This window comes from Lacinutrix sp. C3R15, assembly GCF_018860825.1.
Lineage (GTDB): Bacteria > Bacteroidota > Bacteroidia > Flavobacteriales > Flavobacteriaceae > Oceanihabitans.
In genome coordinates, this window is record NZ_JAHKPZ010000036.1 from 110,608 (window position 1) to 128,201 (window position 17,594).

Genomic DNA, 17,594 nt, shown 5'->3' on the forward strand with positions numbered 1-17,594 from the left:
ACTCAATAATTCACTTCATATTTGCTAAACGAAAGTCAAATCACAGATTCACGAATACCTATTTGAAAAAAACATTCTAACTCGTGAATTAAATCAATTTAATAGCTGCCATTGATAACGAAAGTTTGATGTGGTAGCTGTTTTTAACTTAAATCGTTTACTATGGCAGCAACAATTATTACAACCGAAGATCTTCACGAATTCAAATTAGAATTATTAGAAGGTATTAAAACAATCATCAATAACAAAACAGGTTTAGCCACTAAAAAATGGTTAAAATCACCAGAAGTTCGCGACCTGTTAAGTATTTCACCAGGTACATTACAAAACTTACGAATTAACGGAACGTTACCATACACTAAAGTTGGTGGTGTTATTTATTACGATTATGATGATATTCAAAAAGTAATGCAAGACAATAGAATACACAACAAGTTTTAATGCCACTTTAAGTGCAGCTAAAACACCTATTCTATGCAAAAAGTTAATTATATAAAACACCTAAAAGGTGTATTTATTCAATTCTCTAAAGACAACCGTTTAAATCCAACACATATAAGTTTATATATAGCATTATTCCAAATCTGGAATAACAATCGGTTTTTAGACGAATTTTATATCAATCGAGAAGAAGTAATGAGCTTTTCAAAGATAGGCTCTAAATCAACATATCATAAATGTATTAAAGAGCTAAATCATTGGAAATATATTATTTACTATCCATCACACAATCCATTTAAGGGAAGTAAAATTAAGATGTTCAATTTTGAGACAAGTTATAAACAAGTTATGGACTCATACAATCCTATAAACGGACAAGCACTGGTATCTAATAATAAACATATACAAACTAATAAAAACATTAATAAACTTGACCAGCCAAAAAATGAAAATGATGTTATTACTTTTTTTAAAAATGAAAAATGGCCAATAATTGAAGCTCAAAAATTTTTTAATCATTATCAAGGTATTGGTTGGAAAGTAGGTGGAAAAACAAAAATTGTCAATTGGCAAGCTACTGCTAAAAATTGGATGCTAAAAGCTGAAGAAATAAAAACAAAAATAAATCAAAAAGCAGTTAGCCAAAATCAAGACAACCTAAAGACAAGTAAAAACAAAAACTACAATGAGCCTTTATAACGCTTTGCGTCATACGGCGCTTATTTCAGTAACTCACTATCTAAAACTATGAATAAGATACAACCACATATTATAAAAGAAGGAGGTGTTCAATACCAATTAGGAGAATTTAATAACAATAATATTTCATACGATTTCAAAAAAATATTAATTTATCTTGATGCAAAAGGAAAGCTGCTCTTTGGTAAAAACTTTAAAATCTATGAAGAAGATGAGGTTATTTTATATAAACTATGTGTCTATTTTATAAGTGATTTTGAGGCTTGCAAAAAATTAGAAATAGATCCAAACAAAGGGATATTATTATCGGGACCTGTAGGCTGTGGTAAAACAAGTTTAATGAAATTATTAAGGTTTATGGTACCACATCAAAAACCGTATGAACTAATTCCTGCTAGAAATATCACATTCGCATTTAATAATATTGGTTACAAAACTATTGAAGAATATGGTAATAGTAGTTTTTATTGTTTTGATGATTTAGGTGTTGAATCAACTGGTCGTCATTTTGGTAAAGATTGTAATGTAATGGGAGAAATTCTTTTATCTCGTTACGATTTATTCCTAAAAAGAAAAATAAGAACACACGCTACAACCAACCTAAATGCACAAGAATTAGAAGAAAGATATGGTAATCGTGTACGTTCTCGAATGCGAGAATTATTTAATTTAGTTGCTTTTGATAAGGAAAGTGTTGATAAGAGAGTTTAAAAGAATTATAAACTTGCATTGCTATTCGGTTTCAACTCAATATATTTGTCTAATACACTAATTAATTGTACTTCTATGACTATAAATCGTATAAAAGTAGTTTTAGCTGAAAAAAATAAAAAGAATAAATGGTTAGCTCAAGAACTTGGTAAAAGTCAATCTACCATTTCAAATTGGTGTACGAATGAAAGTCAACCATCTTTAGAAACCCTTATTGATATAGCTAATGTTATAGATGTGGACGTAAGAGAATTAATTAATTCAACGAAAACTAATGAGTAGTAAAATTGACAATGTAAAATTAGAGCTTACAGCTTTACTATCTAAAAATCCTCCTGATTTTGGTAAGATTTTATCTCTTTCTAATGAATTAGCTAAACTAGATCCAGATCATCAAAGATTTTTTGTTGATGCAAAAACTCTAATACACTTAGGAAGAGATAGTATTAAAGATCATTCTACTGCGCTACTAGAATTAGTAAAGAACAGTTATGATGCAGATGCTAAAAATGTAGACATTGAAATATTCTCTATAACCACAGATTCAATAAGAGTAGCAGATAATGGCTTCGGTATGACCGAAGATGAATTGAAAAATAATTGGTTAAGAATTGGTTTTTCAGAGAAACGTCAGCAGAAAAAAAGCAAATTAGGAAGAAGAAAAACTGGAGAAAAAGGTATTGGAAGAATTTCAACTGATAGACTAGGTTCTCAACTAGAAATAAGAACAAAATCAAAAGATTCTGAACTGACTGGGATAAAATTAAATTGGGATGATTTCGATGTTGAAGGTAAAAATATATCTGATATTAGAGTGCAATTATTTAAACCTGATTCAATAAGTTTACCCAAGCTTTTAGGAGAGGATGCAAAAACTGGTACTGAAATTCTTATATCTAAACAAAGACAACCTTGGAGTAAAAATAATATTGAAAATCTATATCAAGAATTATCAGCTTTAACACCACCATTTGAAGATGTTGTTGATTTTGATATTTCATTAATTAATGATATCCAGCCAACTATTTCTGAAAAAATAGATACTAACTATTTAAATGCTGCAGAAATAGAAATTGAAGCTTATTATGATGGAAAAGGTTCAGAAATAGTTTATACATATTGGGACAAGTATAATAAAAAAGAAATAATCGAAAAAATTGATTGGCAAAATCTAATTTCTAAATCTAATTTAAAAGATTCACACGATTTATCTGATTCATTGAGATGTGGTCCAGTTACACTTAAATTATATTTCTTTTTAAGGGAATCAGCATCTGTTAGAGATATGGATTTTAACCTTAGTTCGCTTAGAGAGTTCTTGGATAATAATGCAGGTATAAAAGTCTATAGAGATAAGATTGTTGTAAAACCTTATGGTTTTCCTAGTTCACAATTTGGTTATGATTGGTTGGAATTAGCAGATAGAAAAGCAAAAGATCCAGCTGGTTTAAGTAGAGCAGAAAATTATAGGGTAACTCCTAATCAATTAGTTGGCGGTGTTTTCATTACAAGAGACTCAAATGTTGAATTGGCAGATAGTGCTGCAAGAGAAGGTTTAGTAGAATCAGAAGCCTTTTATGATTTACGTAGCCTAACTTTAGGTTCAATAAATATGCTTGAATCATATAGAACAAAGTTGATTCCAAAAATTAAAAGTTCAAAAGCAGGTACTAAGAAGTCTTCAACAGAAACACAGACAGATAAATTAATAAAAGCTTTATCAAACATTGAGCAAGATTTAGATGATATTAATTCTGATATTCAAGACAGTAAAGATATTGATGTAGACACAAAAATAAAAGTACAGAAAAACATTACAAATCTAAGTCGTACAACTAGTAAAGTCGAAAAGACTATTACAGATTTACTTAACTGGAATAGAACTTTGAGTGGTTTAGCAACAATAGGTATATCATCTGCAGTGTTTGGTCACGAAACAGAAGGATCTATTACTCAGTTTAAAGGCTCTGTTTCAACTGCAAAATTATTATTAAAAAGAAAAGAGCCTAACATAGAGAAAGCACTTTCAGAACTTGACAAAGCAATTCGTTATTCTAAAAGAGTAGCTGCTTGGGGTGCCTATGCTTTAACAAGAGTTCAGCGTGAAAAAAGAAACAAAAAAAATACTAATATAAAACGAACAATAGAATCTGTGGTTAATGAATTAAAACCTGCTTTCTCAGCAGCTTCTATTTCTATTGATTCGATATTGAAGAATATGTTTTCCAATACATATCAAATGGATATAGAAACTATTCTAATAAATCTATTAACTAATTCTTATACTGCTGCAACTCAAAAATCTGGTGATAGAAAAATTGTTATTACTCTATCTTTTAAAGATAAGAAAAAATCTAAAAAATCAATTATAGAAGGCTATATGATAACGGTTTCAGATTCTGGACCAGGTGTATCAAAAGAATTTAGTCATAGAGTATTTGAACCTTTATTTTCAACCAAACTTAATCCTTCAAAAGGAAGTAAAAGTATAGGAACAGGTTTAGGGTTAACTGTTGTTAGCTCTATAGTTAGAGATTTAAAAGGAGAAATATCCTTTGATCAAGACCCAATATTAAAAGGAGCTCGCTTTAAAGTATGGCTGCCAATAGAGAAAAAAAATGAATAGAATAGGAATTATTGATGATAATAAAGATCAAAGAGAAACATTACAACTTGCTCTAGAGGCTCACTTAGAAAATAGAGAGTCTACTCTAGAAGTAATTGATATTTTTCCTTTTGATACTCAGGATTTTACTGAATATTTTGAATGGATTCAGGCAAACAATATTTGTTGCCTAATATTTGATGAAAGAATGCATAATGAATCTGAAGATAACGTAGGTCCAGTTGGTTATAGAGGAAATGAATTAGTTACAATTGTAAGAAACAAATTTAAAGATATTCCAATCTATGTAATTACTTCTAATAAAAGTGATGAAGATTTACAGCAAAAATTCAGTGAATTTGAAGACATAATTGACAGACAGGAGTTTACAGATGAAGGAGAAAGATATGTGGATAGGTTTATAAGAGCTTCACAAAGATATTTAGATGAAAATACAAGTGAGCTTGAAGAATTTCAACAACTATCAGAATTAGTAGCGTCTGGCAAAAATGATAAGGATAATTTAATTCGTCTACGTGCATTACAATTAAAACTTAACTTGCCATTAGATAGCGGATTAGGTGAAAGAAAAGATTGGCTAGATGAATATGAAAATAAAATTCAGTTTTTAGAAGAATTACAGAAAAAAATTGAAGCAAAAATCACAAAATAGTGAACTGGAAGAAGATTATAAAAGATAAAGAAAATCAACCAGCAGTTGGTACATATTCAGATTGGAAAGAACAAATTGCAAAAGAGTGTTTTTATCAATGTATTTATTGCTCAATTAACGAAGCTCAATTTGGTGGTATAGATCATTATCATATTGAACACTACAAGCCTAAGTCAATTGAAAGATTTAAAATTCTGGAAAATGATATTTGTAATTTATTTTATAGCTGTCCTATTTGCAATAGATTTAAAAGTTATGATTGGCCTAATGATGCAGATGATTTAGATATTATTTGTTATCCTGACCCTTCTACTTATGACTATTCAGATTTGTTTGTAGTAAATTCCCTAGACTACAAAGTTTATGGCACTTATGTTAGTACAAAATATATGACAGAAAGGTTATATTTAAACAGACCACAACTTTTATATGAAAGGCGTGAGTCTTTTTTAAAGCAAAGAGAAGAAAATGTTACTAAAGCTCTTGAAGTTCTTCAAGACAAAATAAATAATCCAGAAGATTTTACTCTATTAAAAGAATCATTATCAGGTATAATACAATTAAATAAAACACTTCAAAAAAGAAGCAGTATTCGTCCATATAAATTAGCAGAAATAAGGAAATGAATAAAAAAAGTTTAGGATCATATTACACTCCAATACGTTTGGCAAATTTCATAGCAGATTATTGCCTTGAAAATTTTGATCAAGATGTTATTTCTATATTAGAGCCTAGTGTTGGTGATGGTAATTTTGCTGCTGCAATTTCTAATAATAATCAATTAGATAGATTTCAAAACATTAATCTTACCTTAGTTGAAAGAGAGTTAAATGAATTAAACAAAGCTATTGATAGATGTAATCCAATTGTTAATCTCAATTCGATTCACAGTGACTATTTAGATTTTCATAATTCAGATGACAACTTATATTCCCTAATCATTGGAAACCCGCCTTATGTAAAAAGTTCACTACTTACTGATGAACAAAAAGACTTATGCAAATCCATTCATATTGATAGCGGATTAAAAGATAAAAAGATAAATAATATATGGACATCATTTTTAGTAAGTGCTATTCAAAAAATAGAAAATAATGGTGTTATCGCTTTTGTTCTTCCTTTAGAATTACTTCAGGTGAAATTTTCAGAAGAAATAAGAGATTTACTGAAATCAAGTTTTGATAGACTTGAAGTATTTATGTTTGATGAATTACAATTTCAAGAATGTAAAGGACAGGATACTGTTCTAATAGTGGGTTATAATCAACATCAAGAGCAAGGTACTTATTATACAACTATAAAAAATATTGAAGAACTAGAGAATAGAAGTTTTAATTTAATGCAAAATGTTTCTGTTTCTGAATCAAATACCAAATGGACTCATCATTTCTTATCACCAGATGAACATCAATTTTTAGAAAATTTAAAATCTCAACTAAATTTAACAACTAAATACGTAGAAAATAAAGCAGGTATAGTTACTGCTGCCAATGATTATTTCATTGTAAATGATGAGGTTGTTACTAAAAACAGATTAAGAAGTTATTCTAAACCTATTGTTCAAAAAGGGTTTTACGTAAATGGCTCTGTAACATTTGAAAATGAAGATTTTCAGAAGCTTGTAGAAGAAAATAAACCTGCTTACCTCTTGGATTTTAATAAAGCAAATCCAAGTAAGCTATCAAATAATATAGTAAATTATTTAAAAATAGGAACCGATAGAGAATTGGAAACTAGGTTTAAATGTCGTCAAAGAAAACATTGGTATCAAGTTCCAAATATTGCAAAACAATCAGAAGCTTTTTTCTTTAAAAGAGCTCACGAATATCCAAAATTATTAAAGAACAATGCAGCAGCTTATGTAACTGATAGTGCCTATATGATTGAACCAAAAGATGGTTATCTAATTGAAAATATAATATTCTCATTTTATAATTCTTTAACACTCGCATTTGCAGAATTAGAAGGCCGTTATTATGGTGGAGGTGTATTAGAAATTACTCCAAATGAATTTAGAGCTTTGCCATTGCCTTATGCGTTTGTAAATAACTTTGAAGTTTATAAACAAAATTTTAAGAATAAACTAAATATTACAGAAATCCTCTCAAAGTACAATACTGAAATATTAAATTCTGCACTTGATTTAAATTCAGAAGAAATTGATAAAATTGAAGGTATTAGAAGGAAGTTGGTTTCTAGAAGACAGAAAAACAATAAAATTGTGTAAGATAAAAATTTACAATAGGTAATTAATCTAAACAAATCCCCACAAACTAAAACCCAGTTTTTTCGTACCTCAAAATCCTCTGTCTTTTAGTTTGTTCCCCTCGCCATTCCTTTATAGCGTTTAAATTGCCTCACTTATGCAGCACATTACAGCTTGTTTCATTCGTGCCTCATTACACAACTGCAAAGAGCTGCACATTGCCAAAAGCTAATAATTTAAACGCTATCCCAAGCTATATTTACATAACGTGCAGTTATACTGCTCTTCCGTGAAAAACTCCAGGCACTATAACGCCATTATGTAAAATAGCCACACATCCGACGCGCATCCAGTAATTAATAATAACAAGTAGATAATTTAATAACATTCCGTCTTTTTTACATTGTTTTTATAAGTGCCTACTGGTAAATTTAAGTGAATATTTTTAAAATCATTAAAATTTCAGTTTATAAAAGAAATTGTAAAGCACCTATAAAATCAAAAAAAAGCCAATAAGAGTATAACTTTTTATTTGAAAAAATCAGGATAGTTGGTTTCACTAAAAGTAAATGCTATTAACAATCAAATAAACTTATATATTTCAATAATCTAACTCATAAGTAATATTTTCAAAACATTCACTTTTAACAAAACCAATCAAAAAAACAGTACAATCAAATAAAAAGCAATACACTTATTCTCGCTGCTGCCGGCGCACTAGGTATTTTAACTTTATTATAATTCCTTACCTCATTCAACTGCACAAAACCATCGTTAAGTCCAAGTATTCCTTATCTCAAGTCTTTGTTTGTTTCATTTCTTTAAGTAATCAAAAAAAATCCAGATAAAATCTATCATTTTAGATATAATAAAGGATAAAAAGAAAAACAAAAAAAAGACAGCAAAACAAATGGTTCCCTTAATGTTGCAATACTTTCAGCATCTGTTTCCCTCAAGAAAAAATGTATTTGTATAAAATTTTATCTTTTAAAAGCCTCCGCTTTTAGCCTATAAAGGTCAAGCCCTTCGGTTTTGAAAAAAATCTCCACCACTAACAGTTTAATACTTAAAATTCAACATTCAGTAGTTGGTAGTATTTTTTTCAAAAACCTTGATAGTCTATCCTCCCCATTTAGAAACAGCTTTCTTTTTGTTGTTTTTCTTTCCAAAATTTTATGGGCAAAAAAACAGCAAAAGAACCTGAACCTAAAAATGGATACTTATGCAAATTTTTGAAATCAAAACCCACAAAATTGGACGAACTTACTCAAACCCACATTTTTTTATTTTGAATAAAGGATTAAATTCTGGAAAGCCATTAGACAAACCTTGTCCAAACTGCTTTGTAATTTCCACAACTTCTACAACAAATAGAGAGTCTTTGTATTATCTGTGTTTATCCTTAAAAGTTGGTCAATACTTTGGGTGCTATTTAAAAGGCTCTGTCATTCCATTTATTGGTATTTCAGACGTAAAAAAAGTAATCACTACTGCACTGCAGAACTATGAAGAACAACAATGGCAATTGAAAGTTGAAAAACTCAAAAAAATAACTGCTTTCGAAGAAAACTTACAACAACAATTGTTAACTATTTCAAAACTAAAAATAGCCTTACTAAGATCTTAACAAATTAAACTATGAAAATAATTATAGCTGGGAGCAGAAACTTCACCAACTACCAAAAATTAAAACACGAATGTGATAAATTTCTGGACAAACAAAAAAATATCGAAATTATTTCTGGAGCTCATTACAAAGGTGCTGACAAATTAGGAGAGAAATACGCGTCTGAAAAAAACATCAACATTATAAAATTTCCGGCTGATTGGATAAAATATGGTAAAGCTGCTGGACCAAAAAGAAATAAACAAATGGCAATATATGCAGACGCATTAATTGCTTTTTGGGATGGAAAAAGTAAAGGAACAAAAAACATAATTCAACTTGCTAAACAAAGACAATTAAAAACTAGAATAATTCTCTTTGAAAACGAAATTCTAAATATCAATCAATAAAAACAAAAGAATACCCAGTACTAAAACTAGGTATTCTTTTTTTGCTTTCTAAAAAACAACCACTTTAATAATGTAGAAACAGAAAAACTAACAATTGCTCCAATAACAGCCATAATAACAGTAAAAAGTATATCGTCTAAACTAATAGTAAAAACTGTAGAGAGTAATGTTCCCCCAACAACACCTGACTTTATTTGAATATCGTTCTGAAACATATTTTTAGTCATCCTTTTTTTCATTAGAAACTACAGCTTGACTAACAGCAGTTGCAACAGTTCCTGCAACTGTCATATAAGTAGCAATTGTTATTATTGTTGCAGGAATACTTATTGGAGCTGCAATAATTGCACCTCCTGCAGTGGCTAAGGCTATACCAATGTTTCTTAACACTCGAAAGAATTTCGGTGTTGGTTTTTTATAACGTTCTATAATTTTCATAATTCTGTGATTTAATGATTAATACAATTTTTTCTTTTCGGTCTTTAGCTTGATACACTAATGACAATAATTTCTGCATAGCATTTCTGGAATATACACCTCTACCAATACCATTTAAATAGGTTACAGGAGCAATACAGCCCTCTAAATCTCTTTTAACATCATTTGCAGGATGAAATAAAATAAAGCTTCTACCTTTCACATTTTTCAAAATCAAATGATATTGAAATCGTTTTGAAAATCTTGGTAGAATTTCATATTGCCCTTCTGGTATACAAGAGATATTTCTTTTGTTATTTCTCCAGGGCAATTCAATGGTATGACAAAGGAATTTATCAGAATTAAAGAGAGTACCATTAGTACCCTCTTTAAAATATGCTCTTTGAAGTATTAACTCCATTGTTAAGGTTTATCAATAATCGTTACAGATAATGCGTTATAAGTACCATTTTTCAAAGAATACATTTGTCCATTTACCTCTTGGTAGAACTCTACTCCTAAAACCTGTACTACTGGTAATGTAGAATTAGCAGTTATAGAAGCTGTTAATGCAATTGCAGCTGTATCTGCAACTGTGTAAGGTAAAATTGCAGTTTCATCATTTTCAAAAGTTGAGGTTTCATTTACGAAATCTAATTCTGATGCTCCCATTACAATTTTAAAATGTGTCGTTCCTGCAGGAGCTGCAATTCTAACTGTTGGTGAAAAAGCAGCTAAATTTAAAGTTGTATCTCCAGAAACTCTATCAAAAGCTTTAACAAACGGAGCAAACAGAGTTGCTCCTAACTTTCCTTTCAAATTAAATTCAAACGCTTCTAAAAGGTTTAAATTACCATCCTGTAAAGTTCTCTGTCCTCTTTCATTAACAATATCGGTTTTAGTAACGGCTACTAAAATTTTTGTTAAACGAGAAACCACTCTTTTGTCTTTTGCATTTTGTAAAAGCACACGAATCGCATTTCGCAATACTTTTCCACCTTTACCTGCTCTACCAAATTCAGAACCATTTTCTCGCGTTCTTTGAAACGCTGGGTCATTTTGAATTCTACTTTTGTCTACACCACCTTTTTCACGAGCAAGATGTCCATCGCTTGTTTTGTAAAAAGAAATACCTCCGATAGTTCCTTTTAGCTTAATAATTCCAGTTTGTTTTGCCATAATTTTTACTTTTTTTTGTGATTAACATTTCAAATCACGTAACTTTATGGCAGTCAATAAAAAAACGAAATCCGTTTTTGGATGTTCGTTCCGATAACTCCAAAAACGTCATTAAAATATTGATAACACGAAAGTGTTCACAACATTTTAACAACGCATTATCAACATCATCATAAAAATATTAAGTCTGTTTTAAGTATTGATAAAGTATAGATAGAGTATTATGAATCAGAAAAGAGCTTGTATATACCCAAAAGACATTCAGCGCATCACAGGGCGTAGTGAACGTTATGGACGCAAGTTATTAAATGATATCAAGAACTTTTTAGACAAAGAACCTCATCAATTTGTTACTATCAATGATTTTTCAGAATATTCTGGAATAGAAATTGAAATCATTAATCTGTATATTAATTAGTTATAAAATCACTTCCATAAATCATAAAATTTGCGTAAATTTATGTTGCTTTGTATGTATAAGGTTTTTATATTTTTACCTCTTTTGTATAAAGCAATTCAAAACGAAAGTTCATATCATTAAAGTTACCTATTCGGTTACCTCAAAAAGGAAACAACTTGTAACTAATTGATAATTAAAGACATTAGAGTGGTAGTTACAATCCTGCCACCCCGACTTTTTAAAGCTCAACTTTTTAGTTGGGCTTTTTTTATATACCAACTTTTTTATTTGTTGGTATATACCGTTTTAACATTTACAAACTCGTGTATTCCTTCTACAGATAATTCTCTGCCATAGCCAGATGCTTTTGTACCACCAAAAGGTAATCTAGGGTCTGATTTTACCATTTCATTTATAAAAAAGGCACCATCAGGTATTTTAGAAATATATTTTGTTGCTGTTTCTGTATCTTCTGTAAATAGCATAGTACCTAAACCAAATTTAGAATTTGTAGCAAGTTCTAATGCTTCGTCTATATTTTTTATTTTAAAAATAGGAGCTACTGGTCCAAAGGTTTCTTCGGTAAATACAGCCATGTTTTTGGTAACATGTGTTAGTATTGTTGGCGCAAAATAAGCTTTGTCTCTTTGGTTACCTAAAACAACTTTTGCTCCTTTTTGTATAGCGTCATCTACTTGTTTTTGTATATCTGTAGCTAGATCTTCTCTGGCTAGAGTTGCTATTTCTGTTTCTTGATGTAAAGGGTTACTATATTTTAGTGTTTTAACTTTAGCAGTAAATTTATCAACAAATTCATCATAAATATTTTCAGTAACAATAAAACGTTTTGCAGCAATACAGCTTTGTCCTGTATTTAGCATTCTTGCTTTTACTATAGTATCTATATATTTATTTAAATTGGCATCATCTAAAACAATACATGCGTTATTGCCTCCTAATTCTAAAACGGCTTTTTTTAGATTCTGTCCAGCAATTTTAGCAATACTTCTTCCTGCTTTTTCACTTCCTGTTAGTGATACAGCTTTAATAATAGGGTCTTCTAAAACCTTTTCTATAACCTTGTGGTTGGTTACTAAGGTTTGATAACATCCTTTATTAAAACCAGCATCTTCAAAAATAGTTTGTAAAGCCATGGCACATCCTGTAACGTTTGAAGCATGTTTAACCACAACGGTATTTCCTGCTGCTAGCGTAGGAATGGCAAAACGTAAAACTTGCCAAAAAGGAAAATTCCAAGGCATAATTGCTAATATTACGCCTAAAGGATCATAGCTTATAAAGCTTTCTGATGCATCTGTTTTAATGATTTGATCGGCTAAAAATTCTTCGGCATTAGTGGTGTAAAAATCACAAAGAAAAATACATTTATTAATTTCTGCTCTACTTTCTTGAATAGGTTTACCCATTTCAAGAGTAATTAGCTCACTTAATGTGTCTAGTCGTTCTTCTAAAATATTTCCAACATTAGTTAGTAACTGTGTTCTGTGTTCTATGTTTTTATTTTTCCAATCCTTAAAAACCTTATCTGCTATTTTTAACTTAGTAAACACTTGCTCTTCAGTATCTAACGTATAGGTTTTAATTAGTTCTTGATTGTAAGGATTTATGGATTTTATGGTATTTGACATGATTTTATGATTTAAAAGTTACTACTAAGTTACTAGATAAGATTTTTATTAAAAAAGGATTGGTATAAGAAAATCTAATATGGATATTATAACTGTTGATAACTTAAGTGTTAGTTTTCTATCAAAAATCCTACTTTTGTATAGATAATAAGATACTAAAATTATGTCTGATACAATAGAAAAAGTAAAATGCTTAATTATAGGTTCTGGACCAGCAGGTTATACTGCAGCAATCTATGCGGCTAGAGCTAATATGAAACCTGTTCTTTATCAAGGAACACAACCAGGAGGTCAATTAACGACTACTAATGAAGTAGAGAATTTTCCTGGTTACCCTGAAGGAATTACAGGACCAGAAATGATGATGCAACTACAAAAACAAGCAGAGCGTTTTGAAACAGACGTTCGTGATGGTTGGGTAACTAAAGTAGATTTCTCTGGTGATGTACATAAAGTATGGGTAAATGAAACGAAAGAAATTCATTGTGATACTGTAATAATATCTACTGGAGCTTCGGCTAAATATTTAGGTTTAGATTCTGAACAAAAATATTTAAAACTTGGTGGAGGTGTTTCGGCTTGTGCTGTTTGTGATGGATTTTTCTACAGAAACCAAGAAGTGGTAATTGTTGGAGCAGGAGATAGCGCTTGTGAAGAAGCACATTACTTATCTAAGCTTTGTAAAAAAGTAACTATGCTGGTAAGACGTGATGCCTTTAGAGCGTCTAAAATTATGGCTGCTCGTGTTGCAAATACTGAAAATATTGAAATTTTATTTAACACAGAAACCGATGAAGTTTTAGGTGACGGACAGGTTGTAAATGGTGTTAGAGTAGTAAATAATAAAACCAATGAAAAACATGAAATTCCTGCAACAGGATTTTTTGTAGCTATTGGTCACAAGCCAAATACAGATATTTTTAAAGATTATTTAGATTTAGACGAAACAGGTTATATTATTCATGCTAAACCAGGAACATCTAAAACTAATGTAGAAGGTGTTTTTGTGTCTGGAGATGCAGCAGACCATGTGTATAGACAAGCAATTACTGCAGCAGGAACAGGTTGTATGGCAGCTTTAGATGCAGAACGTTATTTAGCAGCTAAAGATGCTTCTTTTGAAGTGAGTACTTCTAACTACAACTAAAACTGTAGTATAAATAAATATAAAAAGTGCCTAGTGTTATATGTAATACTAGGCACTTTTTTATTTTAAAAAGGAATTGTATTTATAATTCTTTTTTGTGTAGAGTAGAAGTATCTTTAAAAGCATTAATGGTAATTTTAGGGTTACCATATAAATAAACCTCACTACTTCCAGAGGTGTCTAATGTTAAGTCATGTAATACATGTACAGTAGCATCACTAGAATCTTCCGTTGTTAAATTACAGGTGTTTATTGTTAGGTTTTTAGCAGAAAAGTCAGAGGAATTTATAGCTGTTAAATCAAGATGTTCTACTTCTCCTTCAATTTTAGTAAATGCACTTTGGTACATATATAGTTTTAAACTGTCTGTTTCTATTAAAGCTTCGGTTTTACTATTTTCATTAAGTTCTATGTTAACTTTATTACTTTCAATATTCAATTTAGATTTAGAACTAAAACCAAAATTAGATTTGTTATTGTTTATAAGGGTAAAGTGTTTGTTTTTAATGTTTAAAAAGGCTTTGGCATAATCGTTAATTTTTAATTCTAACGAATCGTTTTTTAAAGTATTGGCAGCGCTAAGTTCGGCATCTTCATTAATTTCTATATAGCGAAGTGATTTTGTAATATTTACAACAATATTTAATCTTTTGCTAGATTGTATCTTGGCCAAGGTGCTAAAACTTAATACACTGTCTTTAACTGAAAACTGAATGATTTCGTGTAAATTTTCATCGGTTTCAATTTCTACCGAAGCTGCGTCGCTTTGAATAAGTTCTATTTCAAATTTTTCGCCAAAAGTTATGGTGTTAAAATCGTCTATTATTGTTTGTACTGTTGTAACAATTTTATTTCCCTTTACTTTTTCTTGTGCAAAACCTGTACTAGCTGTAATTGCAATACATAGTGTTAAAACCCAATTTTTCAACATTTGTTTTCTGGTTAATTAATATATATACAAATATATACAAAAACCATCCCAAACCTGATTTTTAGTTTAGAATGGTTTTTTTGCAGAAAGTTGTTCTGCCTTTTTTGGTTAAATTGGTTGGTTTTAATTTTTGTTAGATAAATATATCTAACAGCATTGCTATTATTGCATTTACTAAATAGAACATAACGGTTTGTTTTTTGATTGATTAATTAATGATTCAAATATTATATTTTTTGTTAGTGATTAATAACTTAAATATCTGAATTGTTTGTTTTTAAGGATGAATTGTTATTCTTCATCTTGGTTTATTTGTATACCATCTTCATCTATATGTACTTTTACTTCATTTGTGTTTGCACGAACACCATTTTTGTTGATTTTTACATTAGAATCTTCCGTTTTAATTTCTAAGCCATCATTATTAATATTAATGCTTCCTTTTTCATCATTCACATTTATTTTAACTTTATAATCTTCTTCGGTTTCTTCTTGAGTACAATCTAAACAAATAGCTTCTTCATTTTTTATTTTTAAAAACTGTCCAGCATCTTTATACGTAACAAGATTGTTGTTAGACCTGTAACGGTTTAAAAAAGATCTTGTGTTTTTATTTAAATGTATTACCATATCTTCAGGAACATAGAGTATTAAACTAACTTCTTGGTCGCTAAACTTGTTTGTAGCATTAGTTGTTAAATATTTGTCTAGTTCTACAGTATTATTCACTATGGTATAGTTATAATTTATGTTTTCTGCACGCTCCTTAGCAGATTGAAAACTTCTGCCATCTGCTGTTTTTTCAACATGTAAGCTTACTAAAGAGTCTTCTGTAGATTTAATAATCAATTCTATATCTGAAGAATAAATGTGTTTTTCATCATTATCTCCATATACAAGTTGAAAAGAGTTGCCATTTTTATGCATGCTTTTGTTGTATGCATTATTGTCTATTCTTTTAATACTTAAGGTATCATTGGTAGTAATAGAATATTCCATTTTTTCATTTACAGTAGCATCAAAAGCATGTTCTGTTGCTTGTGTAATACCAATAATTATAAGCCCTATTATAGATACAAACCATAAACCAAGTAGTGAATATTTGGCAATATTACCTATAGATTTTAGGTTATTGATTAATATCTTTAACCCTAAATAAAAGATAAAGAAAAACGGAATTCCTATTGCAAATAAAGCTAAAAGGGAAACTAGCCAAACAGGAGTTCCTGCTGCATTTGCTGTATCTACAAGATCAAATCCAGGAACGTTTATAGCGTCTGAAATACCTACGGTAAACATGGCTATTACTAAGCCTATTAATGTTGAAGCACCAATAAATATTAAGAAAACACCAATGCACTTTGCAACTATTTTTAACAAAAACATAAAGAGATTCCCTATGGTATCAAAAAACGATGTGGATGTAGATTTTAAAGAGTTACTTTTTTTTTTGAAATCTACATTTTTTGCAGCATCACTTACAGAATCTGATACGTTTTTTGCAACATCTTGAACCGTATCTGTAACGGTTGTTATGCCATCTTTAATCTTTTTTTCAATATTACTAATGTTTACAGGTTCTCCTTTCATCATTAGCTTATCACTTGTAGTAACAGCTTCTGGTAGTAAAATCCATAATAATATATAAAGTAATACACCTGTTCCTGCTCCAAAAATTAGTAAAATCCAGATTAGTCTAATCCATATTGCATCAATTCCAAAATAATGTGCTAATCCAGCAGAAACACCACCAACATAAGAGTTGTCTGTATCTCTAAAAAGTTTTCTAGAGGCTGTTTTATTGTTTGTATATTGCTTAGGTTCATCATCAAATATCTCATCGTCAACAATATAATCTTCGGGTTGCCCCATGATGGTGATTACATCATCTACTTCTTTAATACCAATAACTTGTTTGTCGTGTTTAACGCGTTCTGTAAAAAGTTCTGCAATTCTTGCTTCTATATCTGAAATAATTTCAGATCGACCTTGAGAGTCTGTAAACGAACGTTTAATAGCCTCCAGATAGCGTTGTAGTTTTAAGTATGCATCTTCATCTATATGAAAAAATATACCTGCTAAATTTATGTTGACTGTTTTATTCATTTTTTGTTGTTTTTTGACTAGTTACTATGTTTACTGCGTTTTGTAATTCGTTCCAAGTAGTGGTTAGTTCATTAAGAAATAGTTTTCCAGTTTCTGTTAAACCATAATACTTTCTTGGTGGTCCTGAGGTAGATTCTTCCCATCTATAATTAAGAAGTCCTGCGTTTTTTAATCTAGTTAGTAATGGGTAAATGGTACCTTCTACTACTAGTAATTTTGCGTCTTTTAATGTTCCTAGAATTTCTGCAACATACGCATCATCGTCTTTTAAGACCGATAGTATGCAATATTCTAAAACACCTTTTCGCATTTGTGCTTTTGTGTTTTCTATCTTCATAGTTTCCTTTTAATTTTATTATAACTGTTCATTTTTTGATGGATTAGATGGTTCATTAGTAATGGTATTATAACGAG

20 protein-coding genes are annotated in these 17,594 nt (G+C 29.8%); 12 read left to right on the plus strand and 8 right to left on the minus strand.

Translation table 11 applies throughout. The features are described 5' to 3' along the window. Window positions 1–162 precede the first annotated feature (162 nt). The 10 genes from KO494_RS14490 to KO494_RS14535 all read left to right on the plus strand — a co-directional run bounded on the left by KO494_RS14490 (window position 163) and on the right by KO494_RS14535 (window position 9,351). On the plus strand, window positions 163–441 hold the full coding sequence (locus KO494_RS14490; RefSeq protein ID WP_068704635.1) for a helix-turn-helix domain-containing protein: 279 nt from the start codon (window positions 163–165) through the stop codon (window positions 439–441). A gap of 33 nt (window positions 442–474) precedes the next feature. After that, on the plus strand, window positions 475–1,140 hold the full coding sequence (locus KO494_RS14495; RefSeq protein ID WP_068704637.1) for a hypothetical protein: 666 nt from the start codon (window positions 475–477) through the stop codon (window positions 1,138–1,140). Between the two features lie 48 nt (window positions 1,141–1,188). Next, on the plus strand, window positions 1,189–1,851 hold the full coding sequence (locus tag KO494_RS14500; RefSeq protein ID WP_215968338.1) for an ATPase: 663 nt from the start codon (window positions 1,189–1,191) through the stop codon (window positions 1,849–1,851). 75 nt (window positions 1,852–1,926) lie between these two features. Further along, complete coding sequence (locus tag KO494_RS14505) at window positions 1,927–2,133, plus strand: helix-turn-helix transcriptional regulator (protein ID WP_215968339.1); 207 nt, start codon at window positions 1,927–1,929, stop codon at window positions 2,131–2,133. Then, window positions 2,126–4,477, plus strand: coding sequence for an ATP-binding protein (locus tag KO494_RS14510; protein WP_215968340.1), 2,352 nt, complete (start codon window positions 2,126–2,128; stop codon window positions 4,475–4,477). Before KO494_RS14505 ends, KO494_RS14510 begins: the two co-directional genes overlap by 8 nt. After that, window positions 4,470–5,129, plus strand: a complete 660-nt coding sequence (locus KO494_RS14515; RefSeq protein ID WP_215968341.1) for a hypothetical protein — start codon at window positions 4,470–4,472, stop codon at window positions 5,127–5,129. The genes KO494_RS14510 and KO494_RS14515 overlap by 8 nt, the downstream gene beginning before the upstream one ends. Continuing rightward, the gene (locus KO494_RS14520; RefSeq protein ID WP_215968342.1) at window positions 5,129–5,755 is read left to right on the plus strand and encodes a hypothetical protein; all 627 of its coding nucleotides are present in this window, start codon (window positions 5,129–5,131) and stop codon (window positions 5,753–5,755) included. The genes KO494_RS14515 and KO494_RS14520 overlap by 1 nt, the downstream gene beginning before the upstream one ends. Then, complete coding sequence (locus KO494_RS14525) at window positions 5,752–7,356, plus strand: Eco57I restriction-modification methylase domain-containing protein (protein ID WP_215968343.1); 1,605 nt, start codon at window positions 5,752–5,754, stop codon at window positions 7,354–7,356. Before KO494_RS14520 ends, KO494_RS14525 begins: the two co-directional genes overlap by 4 nt. A gap of 1,201 nt (window positions 7,357–8,557) precedes the next feature. Further along, on the plus strand, window positions 8,558–8,962 hold the full coding sequence (locus KO494_RS14530; protein WP_068704647.1) for a hypothetical protein: 405 nt from the start codon (window positions 8,558–8,560) through the stop codon (window positions 8,960–8,962). Between the two features lie 11 nt (window positions 8,963–8,973). After that, window positions 8,974–9,351 (plus strand): DUF2493 domain-containing protein, encoded by a 378-nt coding sequence (locus KO494_RS14535; protein ID WP_068704649.1) that lies wholly within the window; start codon window positions 8,974–8,976, stop codon window positions 9,349–9,351. Window positions 9,352–9,377: 26 nt separating this feature from the next. Here the strand turns inward: KO494_RS14535 and KO494_RS14540 are convergent, their stop codons facing one another. The 4 genes from KO494_RS14540 to KO494_RS14555 are packed head-to-tail and all read right to left on the minus strand — an operon-like array spanning window position 9,378 to window position 10,947. After that, entirely contained in the window at window positions 9,378–9,566 is a 189-nt protein-coding gene (locus KO494_RS14540; protein ID WP_068704837.1) for a hypothetical protein, read from the minus strand. 4 nt (window positions 9,567–9,570) lie between these two features. Further along, the gene (locus KO494_RS14545; protein ID WP_068704652.1) at window positions 9,571–9,789 is read right to left on the minus strand and encodes a hypothetical protein; all 219 of its coding nucleotides are present in this window, start codon (window positions 9,787–9,789) and stop codon (window positions 9,571–9,573) included. Beyond that, window positions 9,767–10,189, minus strand: a complete 423-nt coding sequence (locus KO494_RS14550; RefSeq protein WP_068704654.1) for a DUF5675 family protein — start codon at window positions 10,187–10,189, stop codon at window positions 9,767–9,769. The genes KO494_RS14545 and KO494_RS14550 overlap by 23 nt, the downstream gene beginning before the upstream one ends. Before the next feature lie 2 nt (window positions 10,190–10,191). Further along, window positions 10,192–10,947: a hypothetical protein gene (locus KO494_RS14555; RefSeq protein ID WP_068704656.1), complete on the minus strand. Its 756-nt coding sequence runs from the start codon at window positions 10,945–10,947 to the stop codon at window positions 10,192–10,194. Between the two features lie 223 nt (window positions 10,948–11,170). On the opposite strand from KO494_RS14555, the gene KO494_RS14560 reads away from it, so the two are divergent. Continuing rightward, window positions 11,171–11,365 (plus strand): hypothetical protein, encoded by a 195-nt coding sequence (locus KO494_RS14560; RefSeq protein ID WP_068704658.1) that lies wholly within the window; start codon window positions 11,171–11,173, stop codon window positions 11,363–11,365. 266 nt (window positions 11,366–11,631) lie between these two features. Here the strand turns inward: KO494_RS14560 and KO494_RS14565 are convergent, their stop codons facing one another. Then, the gene (locus KO494_RS14565; protein WP_215968344.1) at window positions 11,632–12,996 is read right to left on the minus strand and encodes an NAD-dependent succinate-semialdehyde dehydrogenase; all 1,365 of its coding nucleotides are present in this window, start codon (window positions 12,994–12,996) and stop codon (window positions 11,632–11,634) included. A gap of 163 nt (window positions 12,997–13,159) precedes the next feature. Between KO494_RS14565 and trxB the strand changes: the two genes are divergently transcribed. After that, entirely contained in the window at window positions 13,160–14,143 is a 984-nt protein-coding gene (gene trxB, locus KO494_RS14570; protein WP_215968345.1) for a thioredoxin-disulfide reductase, read from the plus strand. 82 nt (window positions 14,144–14,225) lie between these two features. On the opposite strand, the gene KO494_RS14575 is transcribed toward trxB, so the two are convergent. The 3 genes from KO494_RS14575 to KO494_RS14585 form a co-directional block, all read right to left on the minus strand. Then, the gene (locus KO494_RS14575; RefSeq protein ID WP_215968346.1) at window positions 14,226–15,074 is read right to left on the minus strand and encodes a GIN domain-containing protein; all 849 of its coding nucleotides are present in this window, start codon (window positions 15,072–15,074) and stop codon (window positions 14,226–14,228) included. Between the two features lie 291 nt (window positions 15,075–15,365). After that, complete coding sequence (locus KO494_RS14580; protein ID WP_215968347.1) at window positions 15,366–17,180, minus strand: PspC domain-containing protein; 1,815 nt, start codon at window positions 17,178–17,180, stop codon at window positions 15,366–15,368. After that, on the minus strand, window positions 17,173–17,517 hold the full coding sequence (locus KO494_RS14585; protein WP_215968348.1) for a PadR family transcriptional regulator: 345 nt from the start codon (window positions 17,515–17,517) through the stop codon (window positions 17,173–17,175). Before KO494_RS14585 ends, KO494_RS14580 begins: the two co-directional genes overlap by 8 nt. Window positions 17,518–17,594: the final 77 nt, after the last annotated feature.

What these genes read in the sequence shown, in the direction of transcription:
- KO494_RS14490 (WP_068704635.1), top strand. Translation starts at nt 163, where the DNA reads ATGGCAGCAACAATTATTACAACCGAAGATCTTCACGAATTCAAATTA.
- KO494_RS14495 (WP_068704637.1), top strand. Translation starts at nt 475, where the DNA reads ATGCAAAAAGTTAATTATATAAAACACCTAAAAGGTGTATTTATTCAA.
- KO494_RS14500 (WP_215968338.1), top strand. Translation starts at nt 1,189, where the DNA reads ATGAATAAGATACAACCACATATTATAAAAGAAGGAGGTGTTCAATAC.
- KO494_RS14505 (WP_215968339.1), top strand. Translation starts at nt 1,927, where the DNA reads ATGACTATAAATCGTATAAAAGTAGTTTTAGCTGAAAAAAATAAAAAG.
- KO494_RS14510 (WP_215968340.1), top strand. Translation starts at nt 2,126, where the DNA reads ATGAGTAGTAAAATTGACAATGTAAAATTAGAGCTTACAGCTTTACTA.
- KO494_RS14515 (WP_215968341.1), top strand. Translation starts at nt 4,470, where the DNA reads ATGAATAGAATAGGAATTATTGATGATAATAAAGATCAAAGAGAAACA.
- KO494_RS14525 (WP_215968343.1), top strand. Translation starts at nt 5,752, where the DNA reads ATGAATAAAAAAAGTTTAGGATCATATTACACTCCAATACGTTTGGCA.
- KO494_RS14530 (WP_068704647.1), top strand. Translation starts at nt 8,558, where the DNA reads ATGCAAATTTTTGAAATCAAAACCCACAAAATTGGACGAACTTACTCA.
- KO494_RS14535 (WP_068704649.1), top strand. Translation starts at nt 8,974, where the DNA reads ATGAAAATAATTATAGCTGGGAGCAGAAACTTCACCAACTACCAAAAA.
- KO494_RS14540 (WP_068704837.1), bottom strand. Translation starts at nt 9,566, where the DNA reads ATGTTTCAGAACGATATTCAAATAAAGTCAGGTGTTGTTGGGGGAACA.
- KO494_RS14545 (WP_068704652.1), bottom strand. Translation starts at nt 9,789, where the DNA reads ATGAAAATTATAGAACGTTATAAAAAACCAACACCGAAATTCTTTCGA.
- KO494_RS14550 (WP_068704654.1), bottom strand. Translation starts at nt 10,189, where the DNA reads ATGGAGTTAATACTTCAAAGAGCATATTTTAAAGAGGGTACTAATGGT.
- KO494_RS14555 (WP_068704656.1), bottom strand. Translation starts at nt 10,947, where the DNA reads ATGGCAAAACAAACTGGAATTATTAAGCTAAAAGGAACTATCGGAGGT.
- KO494_RS14560 (WP_068704658.1), top strand. Translation starts at nt 11,171, where the DNA reads ATGAATCAGAAAAGAGCTTGTATATACCCAAAAGACATTCAGCGCATC.
- KO494_RS14565 (WP_215968344.1), bottom strand. Translation starts at nt 12,996, where the DNA reads ATGTCAAATACCATAAAATCCATAAATCCTTACAATCAAGAACTAATT.
- trxB (WP_215968345.1), top strand. Translation starts at nt 13,160, where the DNA reads ATGTCTGATACAATAGAAAAAGTAAAATGCTTAATTATAGGTTCTGGA.
- KO494_RS14575 (WP_215968346.1), bottom strand. Translation starts at nt 15,074, where the DNA reads ATGTTGAAAAATTGGGTTTTAACACTATGTATTGCAATTACAGCTAGT.
- KO494_RS14580 (WP_215968347.1), bottom strand. Translation starts at nt 17,180, where the DNA reads ATGAATAAAACAGTCAACATAAATTTAGCAGGTATATTTTTTCATATA.
- KO494_RS14585 (WP_215968348.1), bottom strand. Translation starts at nt 17,517, where the DNA reads ATGAAGATAGAAAACACAAAAGCACAAATGCGAAAAGGTGTTTTAGAA.